This window comes from Candidatus Palauibacter irciniicola, from assembly GCF_965208695.1.
Classification (GTDB): Bacteria; Gemmatimonadota; Gemmatimonadetes; order Palauibacterales; family Palauibacteraceae; genus Palauibacter; species Palauibacter irciniicola.
In genome coordinates this window covers 817,020-838,176 of the sequence record NZ_OZ242352.1, presented here as the reverse complement: position 1 = coordinate 838,176, position 21,157 = coordinate 817,020, and the positions used below count along the sequence as shown (strand labels likewise).

Genomic DNA, 21,157 nt, shown 5'->3' with positions numbered 1-21,157 from the left:
GTGGCCGGTCAGAGGTGCTCGGCGACGAGGTCCGGGAGGCCATCGGGATTGTCCACGTGCAGCCAGTGGCCGCCGGCGAGTTCGTGGAAATGTACGCGGCCGTTCAGCGTCGCCGCCCGGAATCGCGCGCGATCGTCCGCCGAGAGGATGTCCGACTGCGCGGCCCGTACGACATGGATTTCCGATGGGGGGGCGGGTGTCTCGATGACGTCCCAGAGGTCGCGCCTGAAGTAGTCGGCGAGCAGTTCTTCGGCGGCGTCGGGGTCGAGGCGCCACCGATAGCCGGCGTCGACGAACACGAGGTTGGTCGCCAGCCAGTGCGCGACGGGCGAGGCGAACCCTTCGGCCTCCACCACGGATACGGCGTCACGCCTCGTCGTGAAGGGCCCCGGGTGCCGGCGAATCACGTCCAGCAGCCGGGCGGCTCCCCCGCCGGGCGAGCGGCGGGAGGGCGTCGCGTCGATCACCCACGTCTGGCTCGGCGCCGTGGCGGCCGCCACCATCAGCGCCACCTTGCCGCCGAAGGAATGCCCGAGGGTTGCGTCCACGGGCCGCTCGAGCGACTCCGAGAGTTCGACCACGTCGTGCACGCACGCGGCAAGCGTGTGCGGCGGCTCGAAGCGCGGGGAGTGCCCGTGCAGACGCAGGTCCACGAGCATAGCTCCCCATTCGGGACGCCGGGCGACGAGCCGACGGGCGAATGAAGCCCAGTTGCGGCCGGTGCCGTAGATGCCGTGCAGCACGTAGAGCCAGCGCCGGGAACCCGCCTCCGAGACGGTGTACTGATGCAGGAATGGTCGAGACACGGAACGAAAGGTAACGGATCCTTGAAGAATCTGTCCGCGTTCGAGCCGGCGCGGGGCCTCCGGAATCCTCACGCGCAGACCGTGGTGGGGCGGATCGTGCGCCGCCGCTTCGAGCCACGGTACGACCGGGTCCGGCTCGACACGGACGACGGCGATTTCGTCGACCTCGATCTGTGGAGAGGGCCGGAAACCCCCTCGGGTCTGTGCCTCCTTCTTCACGGGCTCGAGGGCAGCGCCCGCTCGGGCTACATGGTGACGACGAGCGAGGCGCTGGCGGCCGCGGGCATCCAGGCGGTGGCGCTCAACTTCCGTTCGTGCAGCGGGGAGCCTAACCGTCTGCCGGGCGCCTACCACTCGGGTCGGACGGACGACATCGAGCGCGCGCTGGACTGGATGGCGGAGCGGTTCCCGGGTCTCCCGCGAACCGCGGTCGGGTTCTCGCTGGGCGGGAATGCGCTCCTCAACCTGCTCGGGCGGGAGGGCGGGGACCGAGGCCTCGTCGCCGCAGCCGCCGTGTCGGTCCCCTACGACCTCGAGTCCAGCGCCGACGCCCTGCAACGCGGGATGGGGCGCGTGTACGGCCGGCGTTTCCTCCGCAGCCTGCGGGAAAAAGCGCGCGAGAAGGCGGTGAGGTTCCCCGGCGTGGTGGCGCCCGGAGCGGCGAGGGCCCGCACGATCCGCGAGTTCGACGACCGGCTCACGGCGCCGATTCACGGCTTTCGCGACGCCGCCGACTATTATGCGCGCTGCAGCGCCAAGCGTTTCGTGGACCCCGTGGACCTTCCCATGCTCCTCGTCCATGCGCGGGATGATCCACTCGCCCCCGGGAGTTCGGTGCCCGTCGAAACGATCCGGCGACGCCCGAATCTCTCCCTCGCACTGACGGAGCGGGGAGGGCATCTCGGATTCGTGGGTCGGGGACGCGGAACGGGGCGGGCCGGCGCGCGAACCGGCTGGCTCGAAGAGACGGTTTCCCGCTATATCTCGCGGGCAACCCAGCGGACAACGCATCCGGATTCCGGAGTGTTTTAGATGGTTTGTACGACTATTGCCCGCAGCCTTCAGGATGGGAGTCATTTCATGCGCGGATTTGCACGAGTCGCGGCCCTTGCTGCCGCCTTCGCCTGCCTCGCCACACCCGTCACGGGACAGGGTTTCGGACGCGCCCTGCCCGTCGCGGTCTCGTCCGGCCAGGTGCTCATCGCCGAGAGCGGCGGCCCGACCTCCACGGGGGCCGTCTACGTCTACGAACGGGGGCCGGATGGATGGGCCGTCTCCGCGGAGCTTGCGCCCTACGCGGCGGAGGAGGGCGGAGCGTTCGGGATTTCGCTCGCGGTCGACGGCGACCGCATGCTCGTCGGCTCGCCCGGCGCGGCCCACGTGTTCGAGCGGAGCGGCGGAGCATGGGAGGAAGTCGCGACGCTGAGGCCGGCCGAGCTTCCGGAGGGCTACGCGTTCGGCGGCGGCGGCGCGATCGCGGGCGACATCGCGATGGTATCGGCGCCGGGTCGGGCAGGCCGCGGGGGGGCCCGCGTCGCCGGCCGCGTCTACTTCTTCGAGTGGGACGGCTCCGCCTGGAATGAAGCCGGATCCGTCGAATCCCCCGAAGCGGCCGCTGGAGACGGCTTCGGCGCCGCGATGCTTACGGATGGCCGGGTGGCGGCGATCGGCGCTCCGGGGACCGCCGATGGTGCCGGTGCCGTGTTCTTCTTCACGCGGGCCGATGACGGCGCCTGGACGGCGGCGCCGGAACCGCTCACGGCCGCGGAAGCGGGCGAGAACGCAGGCTTCGGGAGCGTCCTGTACGGCGAGGACACCGAGGACGGATTCCGGCTCCTGGTCGGAGCCCCCGGCGCGGGGGGCGTGGGCATCGCGTACACGTTCACGCCCGATGGCGATGTCTGGAGGCCCGAAGGCCGGCTCTATCCGCCGATCGTCGCCGGAGGCGGCCGATCCTTCGGCGGGAACTTCGCCAACGCCTTTGCGGCCGTGGACGGAGAGATCTGGATCGGCGGATCCGGTGCCGGCGCGGGCCGGGAGGGGCGGGTGCTTCGCTACTCGACCGCCCCCGAAAGCGGGGTCGAGTTCGCCGGCGCCCTCTCCGCCTCGAACCGCGACGCGGGCGATGGCTTCGGCGGCGGCGTCGCCGCGCAGGGTGACGTCGCGGTGGTCGCCGCGAGCCGCAAGGACTACGGGATGGGGACCGCCTACATCTTCGAGCGGCGAGGCGACGAGTGGGTCGAAACCGCCGAGGTATGGAGCGACGCGAAGAACTACGCGGCGATCAACGGCCACGAGGTGGGCTGCGAGGAAGGGGTGTCGGCCGATTTCGACTGCAGCGAGGTGAACATCCTCTCCTTCATGCCCGTGCAGTCGCTCGGGGCGAACCGCGGCGTCCGCGTCAACGACGTGTGGGGCTGGACCGATCCGCAGACCGGGCGCGAGTACGCCCTCGTGGGGCTGACCGACCAGGCTTCCTTCGTCGACATCACGGACTCGCAGAACCCGCGCTACGTCGGGCGTCTTCCGATGACGGAGGGCGCGCGCGGCAGCGTGTGGCGCGACATCAAGGTCTTCAGGGACCACGCCTTCATCGTTTCCGATGGGGCGGGCGACCACGGGATGCAGGTGTTCGACCTCACCCGTCTCCGCGATGTCGGCAGCGAGCCGGTCACCTTCGAGGCGGACGCCCACTACGACGGGATCGCCTCCGCGCACAACATCGTGATCAACGAGGCGACGGGCTTCGCCTACAGCGTGGGATCGAGCGGAGGGGGCGAGACGTGCGGCGGCGGCCTCCACATGATCGACATCAACGAGCCCACGGAGCCGAGCTTCGCCGGCTGCTTCGGCCACGAGGGCACCGGGCGCCGCGGGACCGGGTACTCGCACGACGCGCTCTGCCTGATCTACGACGGCCCGGACCGCGAGCACGCCGGCAAGGAGATCTGCTTCGGGTCCAACGAGACGGACGTCTCGATCGCGGACGTCACCGACAAGGAGAACCCGATCCCGCTGTCGACGGCCACGTACGCCAACGTCGCCTACGCGCACCAGGGCTGGGTGACGGAGGATCACCGCTTCTTCTACCTCGGAGACGAACTCGACGAACTCCGGACGCAGTTCTCGGGCACGCGCACGATGATCTTCGACATCACCGATCTCGACGACCCCGTCCTCGTCAAGGAGCACTTCGGCGAGTCGACGGCGAGCGACCACAACATGTACGTGCTCGACGACCTGCTCTACCAGTCGAACTACAACAGCGGACTGCGGATCCTCGACGTGAGCGACCCGGAGAATCCGAGCGAGGTCGGCTTCCTCGACACCGTGCCGTACGCCGAGGGGCCGGCGATGGGCGGCTCGTGGAGCAACTATCCGTACTTCGCGAGCGGGACGATCATCGTGACGAGCGGGAGCGAGGGCCTGTTCATGGTGAAATACCAGAAGCCGGAACTCGTGCCGTAATGGAGAGAACCACCAACACCGTGCGGTCCGGCCTCCTCGCCCTGGGGATGGCCGGACTCGTGGCGGTTCGCGCCGCCGCCGCGCCCGTGACCGCCGCCCCGGCCGACGGTTCGTTCCTCTACGTGGCGAACCAGGAGGCGGCGGCCGTGACCGTCATCGACCTCGAGACCCACGAGATCGTCGAGATCATCGACCTTGAGGCCATGGGATACGGGGCGAACGCGAAGCCGCACCACGTCGCGGTCGAGCCGGACGGGTCGTTCTGGTACGTGTCGCTCATCGCGGCCAACCGGGTGCTCAAGTTCGACCGCGACAATGAACTCGTCGCTTCCATCGAGTTCGAGCGGCCGGGCCTCCTCGCGCTTCATCCCTCCGAGCCCTGGCTGTTCGTGGGGCGGTCCATGGCGGCGGTGAACCCGCCCCAGCGCATCGGCCGCATCGACCGCATCTCGATGGAGGTCGAGGAGTACGATGTCTTCATCCCGCGGCCGCACGCGCTGCTGGCGAGCCCCGACGGCGGGTGGGTCTACGCGGGGAGCCTCGGCGAGAACTCCGTCGTCACGGTCGAAGCGGAGAGCGGCGAGGCCGAGTTGCTCAGGCTTCCCGGCTCCGGGGCGATGCCTCACGTCCTCGTCCAGTACGCGATCTCGCCGGACGGCGGGACGCTCGTCGCGACGGCCGAGATGACGGCCAAGCTCCTCGTGTTCGACGTCACGGAGCCGGTGGCGCCGAAGCTCGTGGGAGAACTGGACGTGGGGGCGCGGCCGTGGCATCCGAGCTGGTCGGCGGACGGGCGCTGGATCTGGTTCGGTAACCTGGGGGCGAACGAGGTCACGCTCGTCGACACCTCCGACTGGTCCGTGGCCGCCGTGATCCGGGGCGAAGGCCTCGCCGAACCGCACGGCAGCGTGCTCTCGCCGGACGGCTCCCGACTCTACGTGGCGAACCGGAACGAGACCGGCTCGTACGCGTCGTCGGACCGGATGGGATACGACGCGCCGGGCGGTACGGTCGTCGTCATCGACACCGCGACCCGCGAGATCATCGACGTCATCGAGACGCCGCCCTACGCGTCGGGCATCGGTCTCGCCTCCAGCCCGCGCTGAGGGCGCCGGCGACGTGAGCCGCATGGCCGGGCCCCGCAGCCGGCGGGTCGCGCCGGGAGCGCTGACCGCTGCGCTCCTCGCGGCGGGATGCGCATCGAGCGGCGCCGGTCCGGGGGAGTTGTCGCCGGAGCGCGCGGCGGGAGGCGAACCCGGCTTCGTCCGCGCCGTCACCCCCTTTCCGGTGTTCGACGAATCCGGAAACGCGTACGAAATCCCCTTCCTCGGCGGCTTCAACGTGCCCCGCCCGCAGTGGGTGGACATCGACGGAGATGGCGACCTCGACCTCTTCGTGCAGGAGACGACGAACCGCCTGATGTTCTTCGAGCGCGAGGACACGCCGGGCGGACGGCGCCACACCTGGCGGCCGGAGGCGTACTCGGACCTCGAGGTCGGGGAGTGGTTCCGCTTCGTGGATGTCGACGCGGACGGAGACCGGGACCTCCTCGCGGAGTCCCCCTTCAGCTACATGAAGCTCTACCGGAACACCGGTACGGCGGGCGGGGCCGTATTCGAACTCATCGCGGACACCCTTCGCGACACGCGCGGGGAGGCGATCTTCTCGGACCGCCAGAACATCCCCAACGCGGCGGACATCGATTGCGACGGGCGCCTCGACCTCTTCATCGGTCGCCTCGTGGGGACGGTCACGCGCTACGAGGCGACGGGCGCGATCGGCGCGAACGCCTCGCCCTTCCGGCACATCACGGACCGTTTCGAGGACATCGAGATCGTCGCCGACCCGGCGGCCGCCGGGGGCGTGCCGCCCTTTGACGGGCCGGACGGGGGCGGGTCCTTCCCCACCCTGCACGGCGCGAACACGATGGCGCTCGCCGACTACGACGCGGACGGCGATACGGACATGTTCTGGGGCGACTTCTTCGAGGCCGGGCTCCTCCTGATCGAGAACGCGGGCTCGTGCGAGGCTCCGAACCTCCGCGTGGAACCGCGTCCCTTCCCCCTCGACGACCCGATCCGGACGAGCGGCTACAACGCTCCGACCTTCGGCGACTACGACGGCGACGGCGACCTCGACCTGCTCATGGGCGTGCTCGGCGGCGCGTACAACGCGAACACGACGACGGCCGACAACCTCATGCTCTTCTCGCAGGAGTCCGACGGCGGCTTCGAGCTTCGGACGCGGCGGTTCATCTCGCAGATCGATGTGGGGAGCGAGAGCGTGGCCTCCCTCGTGGATCTCGACGGCGACGGCGACCTCGACCTCCTGCTCGGCAACAAGATCGACCCCGGGGACCTGTCGAACTCGCGCGTCTTCCTGTTCGAGAACGAGGGGAGCGGGACGGAACCGGTCTTCCGCCGCACCGGCGAGTTCGAACTGCCGGGCGCCTACCACAACGCGCCGGCCTTCGGCGACCTGGACGCGGACGGCGACCTCGACCTGCTGCTCGGCACCTGGCGCGACGAGATCCGCTACGTGCGGAACGAGGGGTCGGCCATGGAACCCCGCCTCACACTGGTGGACTCGGCGTTCGTCGAGATCACGCGCGGGAGCAACGCGACGCCCGCGCTCGGCGACCTGGACGGGGATGGAGATCTCGACCTCATGATCGGGGAGTCCTCCGGGGCCCTGAACTACTATGAGAACGTCGGCTCCGCTTCCGAACCGAGCTTCGAATTCGTGAGCGACGAATACGGAGAGATCGACATCGGCCGGCGGAGCTTCCCCAAGCTCCTCGACCATGACGGAGACGGCGACCTCGACCTCATCGTCGGCACCGAATCCGACGGCATCCGCTACTTCCGAAACGATGGGAGTCCCGCGATCCCGAACTTCGTCGAGGCCGACGGCGGGTTCCCCTCCGCCGAGGACCTGCCGCTGTTCGCGACGCCGGAGTTCGGGGACCTGGACGGGGACGGCGATCTCGACCTCGTCGTGGGCACCCAGGGGGGTGGCTTGTACTACTTCGAGAGACGCTAGTGTTGTGGGAATACAGGGAGTGATTCGAATGAAAAAGACTTTGACCTTCGCCGCCTTCGTCGCAGTTGGCCTGTTCCTCGCCGAGGGCGCGACGGCGCAGGAGTTCGGGGGCACCGTCGTGCTTGCCAACGGGACCATCGTCGTCAGCGAGGCGATCGACCCGGATGCGGACCCGCAGAATCCGGCGACTTCCGCTCCCCGCAGCCTCTACGTCTACGAGCGGAGCGGCGATGACTGGGAGCGCACCGCCACTCTCCGTGCGCCGGAGGGCGGGGGCGCGGACTTCTTCGGCCGCTTCGTGGTCGCCGATGGCGATCGCCTGCTCGTAGGAGCCACGGCTCTCGACGCGAATGGCGATGGCCAGAGCGACGGCAGCGTGCTCATCTTCCGGCGCACCGGGAGCGGCTGGGAGTTCGAACGCCACCTCCGGCCGGAGAGTGCGCCGCCCGGCGTGTCCTTCGGCCGTTTCGCATCGGTCGCGGGCGACCTCCTTGTCGTGACCGCGCTGGGTTATCAGGACACCGGCGGGGCCTGGGTCTTCACGCGCGGCGAGGATGGGGAGTGGATCGAGGACGGGATACTGACTTCCGCCGACCCGGATCCGCAGCAGGAGTTCTTCGGTTGGGGCGCCCACACCGATGGCGAACGCGTGATCGTGGGCGCTTTTGCCGGGCCGCAACTGCCCGGGGCCGCGTACGTGTTCGGGCGGAATTCCGAGGGCGACTGGGTGCAGGAGGGACGGCTCGGCCACGAGGGCGACGAGAGGCAGCCGGCAGCGGCGGTCGTGGCGAATCGCGCCCCGGTCCTCGCGGTCGGCATCAACGGCTCCCACGCGCTTCTCGGGCTGCCGGGCGCCTACGACGGGGCGGGGACGGTCCTCAACTATGTGCGTCGCCCATCCGGCGACTGGGTGCGGCAGGGATCGCTGTCGGCCTTCCACCGTCAGCCCGGCGACTACTTCGGTGCGACCATCACGGCGCGTGACGACGAACTCTGGATCGCGGCTCCGGGCGCGGGCCGGTTCGGCGCGATCTACGCGTTCTCACGGGATCCCGCGGCCGCGGATTTCGGCTCGGCGACCCGCATCGGCGCGGGCCCCGGAACGGATGCGGGAGACGGCTTCGGCCTCTCGATCTCCGCCTCCGGCGACATGGCGGTCGTGGGACAGCCGTGGGACGATGCGGGGCTCGGTTCCGCCATCGTGTTCGAGAACCGGGATGGCACATGGGCCGAAACGGCGAAGATCTTCATCCCGGAGGAACGGCGCCCCCTGACGGCGCTCTCCGAGGTGGGCTGCGGCGAGGACGGGATGGCCGACCAGTTCACGTGCGATCAGGTGGACGTGCTCTCGTTCCTGCCACTCGACGCGATCGGGGGCACCGACCGCGGCATCGAGACGAACGACGTCTGGGGATGGACGGACCCGCAGACGGGGCGCGAGTACGCGATCGTCGGCCGCACGGACGGCACCGCGTTCATCGACATCTCCGACCCCGCGGCGCCCGTCTACCTGGGCAGCCTGCCGAAGACCCCCGGGTCGCTGACCCAGTCGTGGCGCGACATCAAGGTCCATGCGGACCACGCCTTCGTCGTGGCGGACAATGCGGGCGAGCACGGGATGCAGGTGTTCGACCTCACGCGGCTCCGCGACGTGCGCGGTGCGCCGGTCGAGTTCGATCCCGACGCGGTGTACGAGGGCATCGCGAGCGCACACAACGTGGTCATCAACGAGGAGACCGCGACCGCATACGCCGTCGGTTCGAGCGGCGGCGGCGAGACGTGCGGCGGCGGGCTGCACATGATCGACGTCAGCGATCCGAAGGCGCCGAGCTTCCTGGGGTGCCACGCCGAAGCCGGCACGGGTCGAGGGGCGACCGGGTACACGCACGACGCGCAGTGCGTGAACTACCGTGGCCCGGACGCCGAACACGTCGGGAAGGAGATCTGCCTCAAGGCCAACGAGACGGCGGTCGTGATCGCGGACGTGACGGACCGGAACAACCCCGTCACGCTCTCGACCGCCGATTACCCCGCCGTCGCCTACACGCACCAGGGCTGGCTCACCGAGGACCACCGCTACTTCTACCAGAACGACGAACTCGACGAGATGGCTTCGGTAGGCCAGGCGCAGCAGACCGGAACGGAACCCGACATGGAGGCGAGCCGCACGCTCATCTGGGATGTCTCGGACCTCGACGATCCGATCCTCGTCAAGGAACACTTCGGGGAGACGTTCACGATCGACCACAACCTCTACATCGTCGGCGACCTCATGTACCAGTCGAACTACGTGAGCGGGCTGCGCGTGCTCGACATCAGCGACCGCGAGAATCCGCGCGAGGTCGGCTTCTTCGACACGGTGCCGTGGGACGAGTCCGTCACCTTCGACGGCTCGTGGTCGAACTACCCGTTCTTCGCCAGTGGGACGATCGTCGTGTCCAGCGGCAAGGAGGGCGTGTTCTTCCTCCGGTACCGCCGTCCGGAACTGGTGCCCTGAGACGCTCGGGTCACCCGTCCGCGCCGGCTGGCCGGCCGCCGGTGGTGCGGACGCTCGCGCTCCTGGCAGGGGTGGCGAGCTGGGGATGCTCGGATGGCACGGGCCCCTCCCCCGCTCCACCCCCGCCGCCCGCGCCGCCGGAGCCCGCCGCCTTCGAGCTGGCGGCGAATGAAGTGCTGACCGGACTCTCCCAGCCGGTCTTCCTCGCCGCTCCACCGGGCGACGCGAGACTCTTCGTCGTGGAGCAGACGGGCCGCATCCGCATCGCGAGCGCGGACGGGCGGCTCCTCGATGATCCCTTCCTCGACCTCTCGGGCCGCGTGGGCACGGCCCCCGAGGGCGGCCTCCTCACGATGGCCTTCCACCCGCGGTACGCGGACAACGGACAGGTCTTCGTCTACTACACCGACACGGGGGACGACACGGTGGTCGAGCGCTACACCGTCTCGGGGGACCCCGACCGCCTCGACCCGGGCTCGGCGAAGCGGATCCTCGCGCTCACCCAGCGCCGGCAGAACCACAACGGCGGCATGCTGCAGTTCGGGCCCGACGGGATGCTGTACATCTTCCTCGGCGACGAGGGCGGGGCGGGCGATCCGTTCGGCAACGGCCAGAATCCGGAGACGCTGCACGGTTCGATCCTCCGCATCGACGTGGACGGAGGCGACCCGTACGCGATCCCGGACGACAACCCGTTCGTCGGAGAAGAGGGTGCGCGGGGCGAGATCTGGGCCATCGGCGTCCGGAATCCGTGGCGCTCGACCTTCGACTTCGCGGGGAACGTCCTCTACGTCGCGGACGTGGGCCAGAACGAACGCGAGGAGATCAACGCGGTGCCGGCGGGCGAGGCGGGCGTGAACTACGGCTGGAGCACGATGGAAGGGTCCGCCTGTTACCAGAGTTCCGGGTGCGACATGTCGGGTCTCACGCTGCCCGTCGTCGAGTACATCCACGACGGCAACGTCTGCTCGGTGACCGGAGGATACGTCTACCGCGGCTCACAGCTCCCCGAGATTGCGGGGCACTACTTCTACTCGGATTTCTGCACCGGCTTTCTGCGGAGCTTCCGGTTCGACGGCGGACAGGCGGCCGACGAGCGACGCTGGAACGTGGGAAGCCTCGGGGCGGTGTCGTCCTTCGGCGTTGACGGCGCCGGGGAACTCTACGTCGTGAACCTCACCGGCTCCGTCTCCCGCCTGGAGCGCCGTCAGCCGTAGCGGCCCGCGGCGTCGCGTCCGCCGATAGCCGCCGGATCGTGTCGACGCTGGTAGCCCATGGCTGCTAGACCCTGAACGTCAGCCCCACCTGGAAGAGCAGAAAGTCGACATCGGAGGCGATGGGCGAGAACGAACTCCCGCCGAAGCCGTCCTCGACGATGCTCCCGGGCACGAGATACTCCGTGCGGCCGTGCCTCCGGTACTGAGCTTCGAGCTTCAACACCACCGGCTTGGCGGAGCGGCTGACCGGGATCGCGAGCCCGCCTCCGAAGCCGTACGCCGCTCGCACGTCGTCGAAGTTCACCGTCGTCCCCTGATAGGGCGATTCGCGATGGAGCGTCTGGTAGAGATCCCACCCGGGCTCGACGGAGCTGACGGTGAAGAAGTAGCCGAGCCCCACGAAGCCGTTCACGTAGGGCTGGACGGGGCCGTACGGAAGCCGGATCTCGGGGCCGAGTCCCAGGTACCCGACGTTGTTCTGCGTGACGACATCGGTCAGGATCCGGTCCGTCGCCGCGAATACGGGGACGCCAAGCGTCTCCGACCCGTATTCGACGAAGCCGGCCTCGAACCGGACCCGGAAGGCGGGGGAGTCCGCGAAGCCGAGCAGGGCCGTGAGCGCCCCCCCGAAACCGTCGTTGACGAACGAACCGAATTGCCCCCGCGGCGACATCACGGACAGCGTGCCGCCCAGATCCCACTGCGTGTCGTTTCCGCCCGAAGAGGGTTCCCGGGGCGGTTGGCCGGGAAGGTGGCCGCCGGGGACCTGCGCCGCGACGGCCGCGGGCACCAGCGCCCCCAGCGTCACCAGCGCGGCGAGTCCGGCCCCGAGCATGCAGCGGCTCCGCATCCGTGTACGCACCATCATCTGTCCCGCTCCTTCCCTGCTCCGTGGCGACCGTCGGATCGCCCACCCGCGCTCGCCGTCATCCGCCACCCTGTAGACGGCCGCGCGCCGGAATCTGTCACAACGTGATCTCGCCAGAAAGATAGAGCGCCGCGCGGCCGGCGATCGTCACGCGGTCCCCGACGTGACGACAGATGAGCGTACCGCCGCGGGCGCTGATCTGCCGCGCCTCGAGCGGCGCCTCGCCGCGACCGAGCCGTTCCGCCCAGTAGGGCGCCAGCGTGCAGTGCGCGGAGCCCGTGACCGGATCTTCCGGCACGCCGACGCTGGGCGCAAAGAAGCGGGACACGAAATCCGCGCTCACGCCCGGCGCGCTCACGATGATCCCGAGCCGGTCCAATCCGCGCAGCCGGGCGAAATCCGGCTTCAGCTTCCGGACGTCGTCCTCGGCCTCGAGGAGGACGAGATAGTCCCGCTCCGAGGCCAGAACCTCCGCCGGCTCCGCCCCCAGCCCCTCCACCAGGGCGCGAGGGGCCTCGCGCGGCACCGCGGGACGCGCCGGAAAATCCATCACGAGGAGGCCCCCATCGCCCCGTTCCACGATGAGTTCGCCGCTTCTCGTCTCGAAGCGCACGCTCTCGCGGCCCGGCGCCAGCCTCTCGAAAATGACCCAGGCGGAGGCCAGCGTCGCGTGTCCGCACAGGTCGACCTCCGAAAGGGGCGTGAACCAGCGGAGCCCGAACCCGCCCCCCTCGCCCTCGTCGTCGCGAACGAAGAACGCGGTCTCGGAGAGGTTGTTCTCCGCTGCGATCTTCTGCAGAACGTCGTCGTCGAGCCACGCATCGAGCGGACAAACGGCCGCCGGATTGCCCTCGAAGGGCCGGTCCGAGAAGGCGTCGAGCTGATACAGCGGAATTTTCATGCGTTCTCCCTGCGGCGTGACCCGGCAGGCGGGGCGCCCGCTCCGGCTCAGGCAAACTAGTGTCGCGCCGCAGGAATCCGCGAGCTACCGGAGTGCCGGGACGCGGGGTTCACCGTGCGCGGCTGTACCGGTAGATTCGACCCATCCGCGCGGAACCTCCGCGCGCCGTCCGGATGCGGGCAGACACGAGCAAGGAAGGCATGACATGCCGGTCGAAATCACCGGATACTGGCTGGCCAAGACCGAGCCCCACGTGTACTCGATCGACGACCTCGCCCGGGACGGCGAGACGGAATGGGACGGCGTGCGGAACTACCAGGTCCGGAACTTCATGCGTGACCGGATGAATCCGGGCGAGAAGATCCTCATCTATCATTCCAACACTCGAGTGCTCGGCGTCTACGGCGTGGCGGAAGTCGCGGGTCCGGCGCACCCGGACTCCACCCAGTTCGACCCCGAAAGCGGCTACTTCGACCCGAAGTCCAGTCGGGAGAATCCCCGCTGGTGGTGCCCCGATTTCCGCTACGTGGAGACCTTCGGAACGCCGGTGACCCGGCAGATGATGAAAGAAACCGCCGGCCTCGAGGCTATCAATGTCATGAAACGCGGCATGCGACTCTCGGTCATGCCGGTGACGGAGGAGGAGTTCGAGATCATCCTCCGCCTCGGACGCGGATAGGGAGAACAGAGGCAGGTCATGTTGTGGTTCCTGATCATACTCGCGGCGGTCGCCTTCATCGTCATCGGCATGTACAACAGCCTCGTGCGGCTGCGCGTACGCGTGAACGGCGCCTGGGCCGACATCGATGTCCAGCTCAGGCGCCGCTGGGACCTCATCCCCAACCTCATGGAAACCGTCGAGGCATCCGCGGGCCACGAACGCGAGACCCTCGAGGCCGTGGTCGAGGCGAGGAACCGGGCCATGGGCGCGCGGGGGCCCGCCGAAGCGGGTGCGGCGGAGGGCGCGCTCGCGGGGGCGCTCGGGAGGCTCTTCGCGCTCTCGGAGGCCTACCCCCGGCTGCGGGGAGTCGAGGCGTTCACGGACTTCCAGCGCTCCCTCGATGAGATCGAGGAGGCGGTGCAGAACGCGCGGCGCTACTACAACGCCGTCGTCCGGGACTACAACACGAAGGTACAGGTCTTCCCCACGAATCTGCTCGCCGGGCCGTTCGGCCACACACGCCGGGAGTTCTTCTCGCTAGACGACGAGCGGCAGCGCGAGGGGCCGCGGGTGGCGTTCTCGTGAAGCTCCGGCGTCCGCGACGCGCCGCGGAGGCGGCGGCCCGAGCCGCCGTGCTGGCAGGCGCCACGGCCGGCGTCCTCTGTCTCTTCCTCTCCCCGGCGGCCGCGCAGGAGCGCTCCTGGCGCATCGAGGAGTTCCACGCCGACATCCGGGTGCTGGAGAGCGGGGCCATCGAGGTGACCGAAACGATCCGGCCCCGGTTCAACGGAAGCTACAACGGAATCTACCGGACGATTCGCGTCGAGGACCGGATCAACGGGTTCCGCCGCAAGCTGCGCCTTTCGGTGGAGGCGGTGACGGACGCGGACGGGAATCCGCTGCGCTACGAGACGGAGCGCGATGGGGACTACCTGAACACGAAAATCTGGGTGCCCGGCGCCGTCGACACGGTGCGCACGGTCCGACTCTCCTACGGCGTGACGAACGGGCTCCGCTTCTTCGAGGCGGATGAGGGCGAAGACGGCATCGTCGACGCGTACGACGAACTGTACTGGAACGTGACGGGGACCGAATGGCCGGTCCCGATCGAAACGGCGAGCGCGACGGTGAGGCTTCCGCAAGCCGTCGGGGGCGTGCGCGCCCACGCCTTCACCGGGGGGTACGGCGCCACGGGCCGGGACGCGACGGTCGACGTCACGGGCACGCGGGTCGACGTGCGAACCGACCGGCCGCTCGGCTTCCGGGAAGGTCTGACGATCGGGATCGGTTGGAATGCCGGCGCCGTGCGGCGGCCCACGGCGATGGACCGCGCCGGCATGTACCTGTCCGATAACTGGCCGCTCTTCCTGCCGTTCTTCGTCCTCGCCTTCATGTACCGGCGCTGGAACGAGCGGGGGCGCGACCCCGAAATCGGCTCGATCGAGCCGCGCTACGAGCCGCCCGGCGATCTGACGCCCGCCGAGGTCGGCGTCATCGTCGACAACCGGGCGGACCTGCGCGACATCACGGCGACGCTGATCGACCTCGCCGTGCGGGGGCACCTGACGATCGAGGAACGCGAGGAGAAGGACTACACCTTCGAGCGACGGGACAACGCTGGCGACCGCCTGGCTCCGCACGAAAGCGCGCTCCTGCGAGCGGTGTTCGGGGGGCGGAGGACCCGGCGGCTCTCGGACCTCAAGGACCGCTTCTACAAGGATCTCCCGGAACTGAAGTCGAAGTTGCTGGCGACGCTCATCGAGCACGGCGTGTACACGGAATCGCCGACCATCGTCGCCGGAAAATACGTGGGTCTGGGGTTCCTGGTCGGCATCGTGATCTTCTTCGGCGGGCTGCTCGCCCAGGCCGTGCTTCCGCTGGCGATGGGGGCCGTACTCGGGGCGGCCATCGCATCCGCGTTCGTCATCGTGGTTTTCGGACTCTTCATGCCGGCGCGCACGAAGAAGGGCACGGAGCTGCTGCGGCAGGTGAAGGGGTTCGAGGAATTCCTCACGCGGGTCGAATCCGACCGCTACAGGCGGAAGATCTCGGGTCCGGAGATGTTCGAGGAGTGTCTTCCGTACGCCATGGCGCTCGGCGTCGCGGGGCAGTGGGCGCGGGCCTTCCGGGACCTGTATCGCGAACCGCCGGACTGGTATCATGGGCACGCTCTTTCGACGTTCAACTCTCACATCCTGGTCTCGAACCTGAACACCATGTCCGCGGAGACGCACAGCGTGATGCAGTCCGCGCCGCGCAGCGCCCAGGCATCGAGCTTCTCGGGCGGCGGTATTTCCGGGGGCGGCGGATTTTCGGGCGGCGGCTTCGGCGGAGGTGGAGGAGGCGCATTCTGACATGACTTCCAGCAAGAAGGTCTCGGTCGGCGACCGTGTGGAGCCGTTCACGCTGCCCTACGAAGCCGGAGGAACGATCGATCTGGGGGACCACCTCGGCCGCGACCGGGTCGTGCTCCTCTTCTTCCCCCTCGCCTTCACCTCGGTCTGCACGGCGGAGATGTGCCGGCTCCGGGATGAGTGGAGCGCCTACGCGTCGCTCGACGCCACCGTGTTCGCGATCTCCGTCGACAGCCCGTTCGTCACGTCCCGTTTTCGGGCGGAGGAGAGCATCCCCTTCCCCATCCTCTCCGACTTCAACCGCACGGTTTCGCGTGACTGGGGCGTGCTTTACGAGGAGTTTCACGGGTTCCGGGGCGTCTCCAAGCGGTCGGCGTTCGTGATCGGAAGGGACGGCCGGGTAGCGTATGCATGGGTGTCGGAGGACGCGGGCGTGGAGCCCGACTATGAGGCACTCCTGCAAGCGGTGGCCGACGCGCCCTGAGGACAGAGACAAACCGCAGCCACGGAGACGATCCGATGTCGATACCGCTCGCGCAGCAGCAGTGCATCCCCTGTCGAGGCGGCGTTCCACCCCTGGAGGGAGCGGCCCTCGACGCGCTTGCGGAAGAACTCGGGGCCGACTGGCGGGTGGTGGACGGCCACCACCTCGAGAAGGAGTACCGCTTCCCCGACTTCGTGACGGCGCTCGACTTCGTGAATCGCGTGGGCGGGATGGCGGAGGAGCAGAATCATCATCCGGACCTGTTCCTCGCGTGGGGACGGGTCGTCGTTCGGATCTGGACGCACAAGATCGACGGGCTCACGGAGAGTGACTTCGTGTTCGCGGCGAAGGCGGAATCGCTGCACCGACCGCGGGCGTGAACCACAGGATGTCCTCGAGGGTCATCGAGGAGCCCGGAGACCAGGGACGACGGATCGGCGCGTACCGGGGCGCCGAGCCTGGTCCGCTCGTCATCTGTATCGCCTCGCTGCACGGAAACGAACCGGCGGGTATCGCAGCGCTGGAACGGGTATTGGACGTGCTCTCGTCGAACCGGTTTCGGATGCACGGGGACCTGGTCGGACTCCGTGGCAACCTTCAGGCGCGCAGAGCAGGCACGCGGTTCATCGACGAGGACCTCAACCGCGTGTGGCAACGCGAGCGCGTGGACGCGGTACTGGAGTCGCTACGGTCCGGGGAGTCGGCGCCGGAGGGCGACGGAGGACCGATCGTGGGGAGCGCCGAGCTGGCGGAGCAGCGGGATCTTCTGGCCGCCTTCCGCGCGGAAGACCGGCGCGCGCGCGGGCCCATCCACGTCCTTGACCTTCATACCACATCATCGGAAAGCGCGCCTTTCACGACGCTTGGAGACACGCTTCAGAACCGGGCACTCGCACTCCGCCTTCCGGTCCCGGTGGTTCTGGGACTGGAAGAGCAGATCGATGGCGCCATGCTCCACTACTTCGACCGCCTGGGCTGGGCCAACATCGGCATCGAAGCGGGGCAGCACGAGGCCGCGTCGTCCATCGAAGTGCACGAGGAGGCCGTGTGGATCCTGCTTGAGACCCTCGGACTGATCGAGGAAGGAAGCGCGCCGGGCCCGGGCGACCTGAGGGCGCGCCTCGCTCGCCGCGCAGAAGGCTTGCCGAGAGTGCTGGATGTCCGCTATCGCCACGTTGTCTCGGAGGAGGACGAATTCCGGATGCATCCGGGGTTCAGGAACTTCGACGTGGTCGAGGCGGGGCAGGAACTCGGCGCGGACCGGACCGGACCGGTGCGGACGGCGTTTGCAGGCCGCGTCTTCCTCCCGCTCTACCAGCGACAAGGCGACGACGGTTTCTTCATCGTCCGGCAGCGCGCTGCCGAGTGGCTGACGGTGTCCCGGCTTCTGCGAACGGCCGGTGCGGATCGCGCGGCCACTTGGCTTCCGGGCGTACGGCCGCATCCCGCGCGTAGCGACGCCGTCGTCGTGGCGCGCTGGGCCCGCAACCGGGGGGTGATCGGGCTCCTCCACCTCATGGGGTTCACCGCCCGCGGCGAGAGCGGCGGGGCGGTGATGGTGCGACGCCAGGAAGGGCCCGCCCGCCAACCGGAGTCTGCGTCCACGGGCGGTTAGCGACCGTGGTTCGTCGCCGGCGCCGGCTCGGAACCCGCTCCGCCGCGGTCGCACTCGCGGGCGCCGCCGTGTGGGTGGGCGCGTGCCGAACGGAAGTCACGCCGCCTGAGCCCCCACAAAACCGGAGCCCGGTGGCGGTGGACGCCGTGCCCGACCTCGATGTGCGGCTCGGGCATCCGGCGGTCATCGACGCGGCCCCCTGGTTCCGGGATCCGGACGGCGATGCGCTGACATTCGCCGCGAGGTCCCTCGACGCCGGCGTCGCCCGCGTGACGGTTGGCGGAGATCGGGTGACGGTGGAAGGGGTCGCTGCGGGGTCCGCGACGGTGGAGGTGACGGCCCGCGACGGCGGCGGGCTTTCGGTCGCGCAGCGCTTCGAGGCGACGGTCGGGGCCGGCCTCGCACTCTCGCTCGGCGTGGCGCAGGCGCGGGAGGGCGGCACCGCCCGCGTCGAAGTCGTGCTCGACGAGGCGGCGGCGGCGCCGCTGACCGTGCGCTATTCGCTGGGAGTGGATGACACGCGGCTGACGGCCGACGCGGATTCGGCGGACGTGCTGGACGCGGGCGAGGGCGAGGTCGAAGTCCCCGCGGGAGCGAGCGGCGCCTTCATCGAGATCCGCATCGCCGACGACGATGAGATCGAGCCGCCCCGGGAAGTCCTCACCCTTGCCCTCGGTCGGCCCGCGACCGGGAGCGGCTTCGTGCTCGCCCCTCCTTCGAGCGCGGCCGTGGTCATCCGGGAGGGAGTGTGCGACCGGACGGCCCCCGTGCGCGACGCGATCGTGCGCGGGCTCCGGGCCGACGACTGCACCGCCCCCGATGGCCAGGCGCTGGCCGAACTCCGCTCCCTGACGATCAGGCCGCGGGAACCCGGCCCCGAGACTGGAACCGGAGCCGTCCGCGGCGGACTGCGCCCGGCCGACCTGAGCGCCCTTTCGGGCCTGGAATGGCTCTCGCTCCAGGACTACCGGCTGGGAGCCCTTCCCCCCGGAGCGTTCTCCGATCTCTCCAGTCTGGAAGTGCTCAATCTCGCGGGAAACCTGATCGCCGACCTGCCGCCGGGCGTGTTCGCGGGCCTCCGAAGGCTCGAATGGCTCTCCCTGGTCGACAACCGGCTGCGGGCGCTGCCGCCGGGCGTATTCGGCGACCTCGCCGGCCTTAGGGAGCTGTTTCTGCAGGATAACGAACTGAGCGCCCTGCCCCCGGGCGCGCTGACGGGCCTTCGGAGCCTGGAACGGTTGACTCTGGGGGGAAACGAGACCGCCTTCGCCTTCCCCGTGCGGCTCGTTCGAACGGACCACGAGGACCCGACGGCTCCGGGTCCCGCCACGATCGAGGCCCGGATACTGGAGGGCGCCCCCTTCGATGTCCGGCTGCCCCTCCTCGCCAATGGGGGGACGCTCTCCTTCGACTCCGTCCTGGTACGGGCGGGCACCACGGCGAGCGCCGCCGTGAGGCTCACGCGCGGCGACGCCGCCGATGCCCCGGTCTCCGTCACCGTCGGCACGGAAGAGGCGCTGGCCGAAGCCTGCGCGGATCGTTGCGACGGTTTCGATCTCGTCGCGGGGGACCCGCTCGTCGTGTCCAACCCCGCTTCCGTCACGCTGTCCGTGCCCCATGCGTATCTCACGCAGGCGGCCCAGGACCGGGCGGGCGGCGTACCGCTGGTGGCGAACCGGCGCGCCCTCCTTCGCGTCTTCGCGACCGCGGACGAAGTCAACGGCTTCCGGCCGGAAGCCACCGCGACCTTCTTCCATGACGGAGCGGAGACGTACCGGACGGAGCTCGACCCCCCCGGTGGAGGGATCCCGCTCGCCGTCGACGAGAGCCGACTCGAAAGGTCCTTCAACGCCGTCGTACCGGGCCGCGTGCTGCAGCCGGGCCTGAGCATGGTCGTGGAACTCGATCCGGACGGCGCGCTCCCCCTGACCCCCTCGAGTCGGTCCCGGTTCCCGGCGGAGGGCCCGTACGACATCGACGTTCGGCGGATGCCCCCGCTGCGCGTGACCCTCGTTCCCGTGCAGTACCATTCGGAGGAAAACAGGGACGTGAATCCGCGCGTGGCGGCGTTCGCGGGCGAACTCGCGGCGGCGGCCACGGGGGCGGGCTCGGACGCGGGTCGGAGCGTGCTGCGTTACGCCCGCACGGTCCTGCCGGTCGGCGACCTGCACGTGGCGCTCCGCGAACCCTACCACACGTGGGCGGACACCTCGGAGGCGGGGGTCGTCGGCCTCATCCGTGAGATCGAACTGCTCCGGCTGATGGAGGCGGAGGACCCCCGGGAGCATTACACCGGGATCTTCGGCGTTCCGAAACCGCGCTCGCGGCACCCCGATGCGTACTGGATCGACGGTCTGGGGATGCTGGGCGGGCAAAGCTCCCTCACGGCCTCACACGGTCCGGACGGCCTGCTGCAGAGGACGGGTCGTCTCCGCCTCGTGTTCGCGCACGAGTTGGGGCACAACCTCGGGCGCCCACACACGCCCTGCGACGAGCCCGTCACGGACCCGGGGGCGGTGGATCCCGACTATCCGTGGCCGGATGGCCGCATCGGGGTGTGGGGTCACGACTTCGGGGATGGCGACGAAGACGGTGGGGACGGCGGGCCGGGCCTGGGGCATCTGTTCAGCCCGGAGGGATACCGGGACCTGATGTCCTACTGCTATCCCCAGTGGATCAGCGACTACAGCTTCACGAAGATGCTGGAGTTCCGCCTCGCGGGGGACGGCGGTGCCGGGATTCCGGCGTCGGCACCCGCGGCGGATCGGCGGGGCGGGCGGGGCGACATGCTCCTTCTCTGGGGCGGGGTCGACGCGGGCGAACTTCGGCTGGAGCCCGCCTTCGTATATCCGACGGCCCCGCGCCTTCCCTCGTCGGGCGGCCCGTACCGCCTGTCGGGCCGCGATGCGGCGGGGCGGAGCCTGTTCTCACTCGGCTTTACGCCGACTCCGGTCGCGCACGGGATCGACGATGAGAGCCGCGCGTTCACGTTCGCGATCCCCTTCGACCCCGCCTGGGCGGAGACGCTGGATCACCTCACGCTGAGCGGCCCGGAAGGATCGACGTCAGTGGACCGGGCTCGCGGAGGTCGCGCCGCGCTGATCATCGACCGCCTCACCGGCCGCGTCCGCAGCATCGTCCGCAACCTGACCGGTACGCTCCCGACGTCGTCACGGTCGGAAGGCGACAGGCTGGAAGTCGTGCCCGGCCTCCCGCGACACCCGGGCTGAGGCCGGTACCACAC

16 protein-coding genes are annotated in these 21,157 nt (G+C 69.5%); 13 read left to right on the top strand and 3 right to left on the bottom strand.

Annotated elements, in window-relative coordinates; genetic code table 11:
• Positions 1-8 precede the first annotated feature (8 nt).
• Positions 9-806 (bottom strand): alpha/beta fold hydrolase, encoded by a 798-nt coding sequence (locus ACOGI9_RS03535; RefSeq protein ID WP_419858510.1) that lies wholly within the window; start codon positions 804-806, stop codon positions 9-11.
• 21 nt (positions 807-827) lie between these two features.
• Here ACOGI9_RS03535 and ACOGI9_RS03530 point away from each other — a divergent pair, with 21 nt between their 5' ends.
• The 6 genes from ACOGI9_RS03530 to ACOGI9_RS03505 are packed head-to-tail and all read left to right on the top strand — an operon-like array spanning position 828 to position 11,030.
• Complete coding sequence (locus tag ACOGI9_RS03530; RefSeq protein WP_419858509.1) at positions 828-1,838, top strand: hydrolase; 1,011 nt, start codon at positions 828-830, stop codon at positions 1,836-1,838.
• Between the two features lie 48 nt (positions 1,839-1,886).
• Positions 1,887-4,274 (top strand): choice-of-anchor B family protein, encoded by a 2,388-nt coding sequence (locus ACOGI9_RS03525; RefSeq protein ID WP_419858508.1) that lies wholly within the window; start codon positions 1,887-1,889, stop codon positions 4,272-4,274.
• Positions 4,274-5,380, top strand: coding sequence for a YncE family protein (locus ACOGI9_RS03520; RefSeq protein WP_419858507.1), 1,107 nt, complete (start codon positions 4,274-4,276; stop codon positions 5,378-5,380). Before ACOGI9_RS03525 ends, ACOGI9_RS03520 begins: the two co-directional genes overlap by 1 nt.
• A 22-nt stretch (positions 5,381-5,402) precedes the next feature.
• Positions 5,403-7,316, top strand: coding sequence for an FG-GAP repeat domain-containing protein (locus ACOGI9_RS03515; protein ID WP_419859230.1), 1,914 nt, complete (start codon positions 5,403-5,405; stop codon positions 7,314-7,316).
• A gap of 28 nt (positions 7,317-7,344) precedes the next feature.
• A complete protein-coding gene (locus ACOGI9_RS03510) occupies positions 7,345-9,813 on the top strand; it encodes a choice-of-anchor B family protein (RefSeq protein WP_419858506.1) in 2,469 nt (822 codons plus the stop codon).
• A gap of 44 nt (positions 9,814-9,857) precedes the next feature.
• Entirely contained in the window at positions 9,858-11,030 is a 1,173-nt protein-coding gene (locus ACOGI9_RS03505; RefSeq protein WP_419858505.1) for a PQQ-dependent sugar dehydrogenase, read from the top strand.
• A 64-nt stretch (positions 11,031-11,094) separates the two neighbouring features.
• On the opposite strand, the gene ACOGI9_RS03500 is transcribed toward ACOGI9_RS03505, so the two are convergent.
• A complete protein-coding gene (locus ACOGI9_RS03500; protein WP_419858504.1) occupies positions 11,095-11,898 on the bottom strand; it encodes a hypothetical protein in 804 nt (267 codons plus the stop codon).
• Between the two features lie 97 nt (positions 11,899-11,995).
• Complete coding sequence (locus tag ACOGI9_RS03495; protein ID WP_419858503.1) at positions 11,996-12,799, bottom strand: PhzF family phenazine biosynthesis protein; 804 nt, start codon at positions 12,797-12,799, stop codon at positions 11,996-11,998.
• Between the two features lie 205 nt (positions 12,800-13,004).
• Between ACOGI9_RS03495 and ACOGI9_RS03490 the strand changes: the two genes are divergently transcribed.
• Genes ACOGI9_RS03490 through ACOGI9_RS03460 form a run of 7 tightly spaced genes read left to right on the top strand, consistent with a single transcriptional unit; the run spans position 13,005 to position 21,143 of the window.
• Positions 13,005-13,478, top strand: a complete 474-nt coding sequence (locus ACOGI9_RS03490) for an EVE domain-containing protein (protein ID WP_419858502.1) — start codon at positions 13,005-13,007, stop codon at positions 13,476-13,478.
• Between the two features lie 18 nt (positions 13,479-13,496).
• On the top strand, positions 13,497-14,045 hold the full coding sequence (locus tag ACOGI9_RS03485; protein WP_419858501.1) for a LemA family protein: 549 nt from the start codon (positions 13,497-13,499) through the stop codon (positions 14,043-14,045).
• The gene (locus ACOGI9_RS03480) at positions 14,042-15,814 is read left to right on the top strand and encodes a DUF2207 domain-containing protein (protein ID WP_419858500.1); all 1,773 of its coding nucleotides are present in this window, start codon (positions 14,042-14,044) and stop codon (positions 15,812-15,814) included. The genes ACOGI9_RS03485 and ACOGI9_RS03480 overlap by 4 nt, the downstream gene beginning before the upstream one ends.
• A 1-nt stretch (position 15,815) precedes the next feature.
• Positions 15,816-16,298, top strand: coding sequence for a redoxin domain-containing protein (locus tag ACOGI9_RS03475; protein WP_419858499.1), 483 nt, complete (start codon positions 15,816-15,818; stop codon positions 16,296-16,298).
• Positions 16,299-16,333: 35 nt separating this feature from the next.
• Positions 16,334-16,678 carry a 4a-hydroxytetrahydrobiopterin dehydratase gene (locus tag ACOGI9_RS03470; protein ID WP_419858498.1) on the top strand — a complete coding sequence of 115 codons (345 nt, stop codon included), beginning with the start codon at positions 16,334-16,336 and terminating at the stop codon, positions 16,676-16,678.
• Entirely contained in the window at positions 16,675-17,913 is a 1,239-nt protein-coding gene (locus tag ACOGI9_RS03465; protein ID WP_419858497.1) for a succinylglutamate desuccinylase/aspartoacylase family protein, read from the top strand. Before ACOGI9_RS03470 ends, ACOGI9_RS03465 begins: the two co-directional genes overlap by 4 nt.
• 5 nt (positions 17,914-17,918) lie before the next feature.
• Positions 17,919-21,143, top strand: coding sequence for a hypothetical protein (locus ACOGI9_RS03460; protein ID WP_419858496.1), 3,225 nt, complete (start codon positions 17,919-17,921; stop codon positions 21,141-21,143).
• The last annotated feature ends 14 nt before the right edge of the window (positions 21,144-21,157 follow it).